Origin of the sequence: Microcystis sp. (genome assembly GCF_048564745.1) — a bacterium.
Taxonomy (GTDB): Bacteria; Cyanobacteriota; Cyanobacteriia; order Cyanobacteriales; family Microcystaceae; genus Microcystis; species Microcystis ichthyoblabe_A.
Map to the genome: position 1 here is coordinate 1 of NZ_JBLZRT010000057.1, position 2,308 is coordinate 2,308.

At 43.5% G+C, this 2,308-nt stretch carries 3 protein-coding genes and 2 pseudogenes; 2 read left to right on the forward strand and 3 right to left on the reverse strand.

Annotation, left to right across the window (positions count from 1 at the left end; translation table 11 throughout):
• Positions 1-211, reverse strand: a pseudogene (locus tag ACOCD9_RS08720) (lipid II flippase MurJ); the annotation flags it as partial.
• Positions 156-692, reverse strand: a complete 537-nt coding sequence (locus ACOCD9_RS08725) for a hypothetical protein (protein WP_287967509.1) — start codon at positions 690-692, stop codon at positions 156-158. The pseudogene ACOCD9_RS08720 and the gene ACOCD9_RS08725, both read right to left, overlap by 56 nt.
• A gap of 455 nt (positions 693-1,147) precedes the next feature.
• Here ACOCD9_RS08725 and ACOCD9_RS08730 point away from each other — a divergent pair.
• Both ACOCD9_RS08730 and ACOCD9_RS08735 read left to right on the forward strand, forming a co-directional pair.
• A pseudogene (locus tag ACOCD9_RS08730) lies at positions 1,148-1,367 on the forward strand (hypothetical protein).
• Positions 1,368-1,574: 207 nt separating this feature from the next.
• Positions 1,575-1,949 carry a putative quinol monooxygenase gene (locus tag ACOCD9_RS08735; protein WP_045356041.1) on the forward strand — a complete coding sequence of 125 codons (375 nt, stop codon included), beginning with the start codon at positions 1,575-1,577 and terminating at the stop codon, positions 1,947-1,949.
• Between the two features lie 115 nt (positions 1,950-2,064).
• Here the strand turns inward: ACOCD9_RS08735 and ACOCD9_RS08740 are convergent.
• Positions 2,065-2,308 (reverse strand): hypothetical protein (locus ACOCD9_RS08740; protein ID WP_288105978.1); only part of this gene is annotated, 244 nt, incomplete at its 5' end.

Consider the following 2,308-nt stretch of genomic DNA (forward strand, 5'->3'; position numbering starts at 1 on the left):
AACCAAAAACCTTACTGATTAAGGTGGCAACGGCGACAATTCCAGCAATACCGGCTAAGGAACGGGTAGCTTTCTTACTAATGACGACACCTCGAAAGAAAACAACTGCATTGATCGATTCTACCCGTTTCTGTGTTCCCGTAGAAAAGCGATCTCTAGTTGTCAAATTTAATTTGACTGGAGTGTATAACACCCATTTCCCCACAGACATTCGTATAATACCAAGAGCCAACCGAACCATAAATATTGATGGTTCTACGTTCTCTGACTGAACAGATGATATTGCCATTGGGGGATGTTCTCACATTTGATGGTGGCGAAAACACTATTGCTGTAGCGATTCTTGATGTGGATTGAGAACTATCGAATCTGTAACTACACACCACCTCTAGCATTGTTTGAGTCGCTTGAGAGCGGGGACGATGAATTTGTCTTTCGGGAAAAGTCGTCCAAGTTCCGTTATCACAATTAGCTTGGCTAACCAGTCGTTGATTTCCTAAATAATAAACAAAGTCAACACTACGCGAACTAGCCGGAACAATCGAACATAAATCGATGTTAACGCTTTTTCCCGTCACAGCAGTTCCGGCAAAGTAATTACAAGTTTGAGCCAAAACTATATTCGGTTTTGCCCAGGAAGCACCGACTATCATTGTTAAAGATAGACTAGAAATCAAAATAATTGTTTTCATGGTTGATTTTAAATTTTCTGGAGGCTTTTTCTGAGATTATTTTATACTCAATTGAATTGTGGCTAAAAGCTGATGGCGACAAAATATTAGTATTTCTTCTTATCTAATTCTCTGTGCCCGTAGAAAAGCGCTCTCTAGTTGTCAAATTTAACTTGACTGGACTGTATAACAGCCATTTCCCCACACAGATCCCTAGAGAGCGTTTCTCATAAAGATGAAGTATAAGCTAATTCGGCATCGATGATCGACTCCCACCTGACCATTAAGATAACTGTTAAGTAGCTGGTTATAATTAAATTAAAAATGGATTTTAGGTTCGATCCCCCCTGCCCCCCTTGATAAGGGGGGTGCCGATAGGCAGGGGGGGGTATCTGACAACTTTTAACGCCTACCTACTTATATAGCGTTTCCTAAGCTAGTGAGGTACAGCTATTTTTGGTTCTTCGGTTTGTGTTATGCGATGGACGGGGGTTATAAGAGATGAAACCCTTATAGAGAAAGACATTGCTGCGATATTTGTCAATTGTTTTCGATCTAGAGCGAACTAATCAATTAAGTCTTTTGCCAGATAAGGATTTAGTCGATTTATGCCACCCGATTGAACCATACCAGGTAACGAAGAACCCTATTTTTCTTCCCTTTTGCCTCTTGCCTTTTGCCTGTACTGATATGTAGCCTATACTCAACGTATTTAGTATAATATTCAGCTTTTCATTCTACCTTGTTTGAGTTAGCGATCGCTTTTTCTTAACTTCTCCAGTCAAAAAGTTGCACACGAGGGTATTATTCTCTAGGAGCGCACGCTCTGGACAACCCCTGAGATAATTTTTTCTGCACCACAAGCGCAGGATATCCCTCCGCACCACCTACAAGGAGAATCTAATGTTCAAAATCGATACTTGCTGTACTCTAGTACCCTACTTTGAAGTAAAAGAAGGAAAAATTGCTGCGTTTAAGGAGCTAGGCCCCAAGTTCATTGAGAGAACCCGCACCGAAGAGGGCTGTATCCATTATGCTTTCTCCTTTAGCGGCAATATTGCTCATTGCCGCGAGGGTTACGTCGATGCCTCCGCAGTTCTTGCCCACCTACAAAACGTCGGGGAACTGCTAGACGAAGTTCTCAAAATCGCCAAGATTATTCGCCTAGAAGTTCACGCTCCCGCTTCCGAAATCGAAAAACTGCGAGAGCCGTTGGCCTCTCTTAACCCTCAGTTCTTCATTCTCGACGAAGGTATTCGCCGCACCAGCGAAGCCTAACCCCTAGCCTGATTGTCCCCCATTATCCCTAGATTCTGGCATCTTCCCTGAAAGTAACCGGCAAGCAACAAAAAAGCACCCCCTCGCGGGAGTGCCTTTTCGTTCAGACTAGGAATTAACCATTGATAGCAGGAGCAGTCAGAGCTACAGGAGCCTGTTCACCACTAGCTAAGTCTAAGGGGAAGTTGTGAGCATTACGCTCGTGCATTACTTCCATACCGATACCAGCGCGGTTCAGCACATCGGCCCAAGTACCGATTACACGACCTTGAGAATCGAGAATCGACTGGTTGAAGTTGAAACCGTTGAGGTTAAACGCCATGGTGCTAACACCCATTGCCGTAAACCAGATACCGATT

Bases quoted from the DNA above. Each gene is read 5' to 3' on its own strand.
- ACOCD9_RS08725 (WP_287967509.1), bottom strand. From the start codon at position 692: ATGAAAACAATTATTTTGATTTCTAGTCTATCTTTAACAATGATAGTC.
- ACOCD9_RS08735 (WP_045356041.1), top strand. From the start codon at position 1,575: ATGTTCAAAATCGATACTTGCTGTACTCTAGTACCCTACTTTGAAGTA.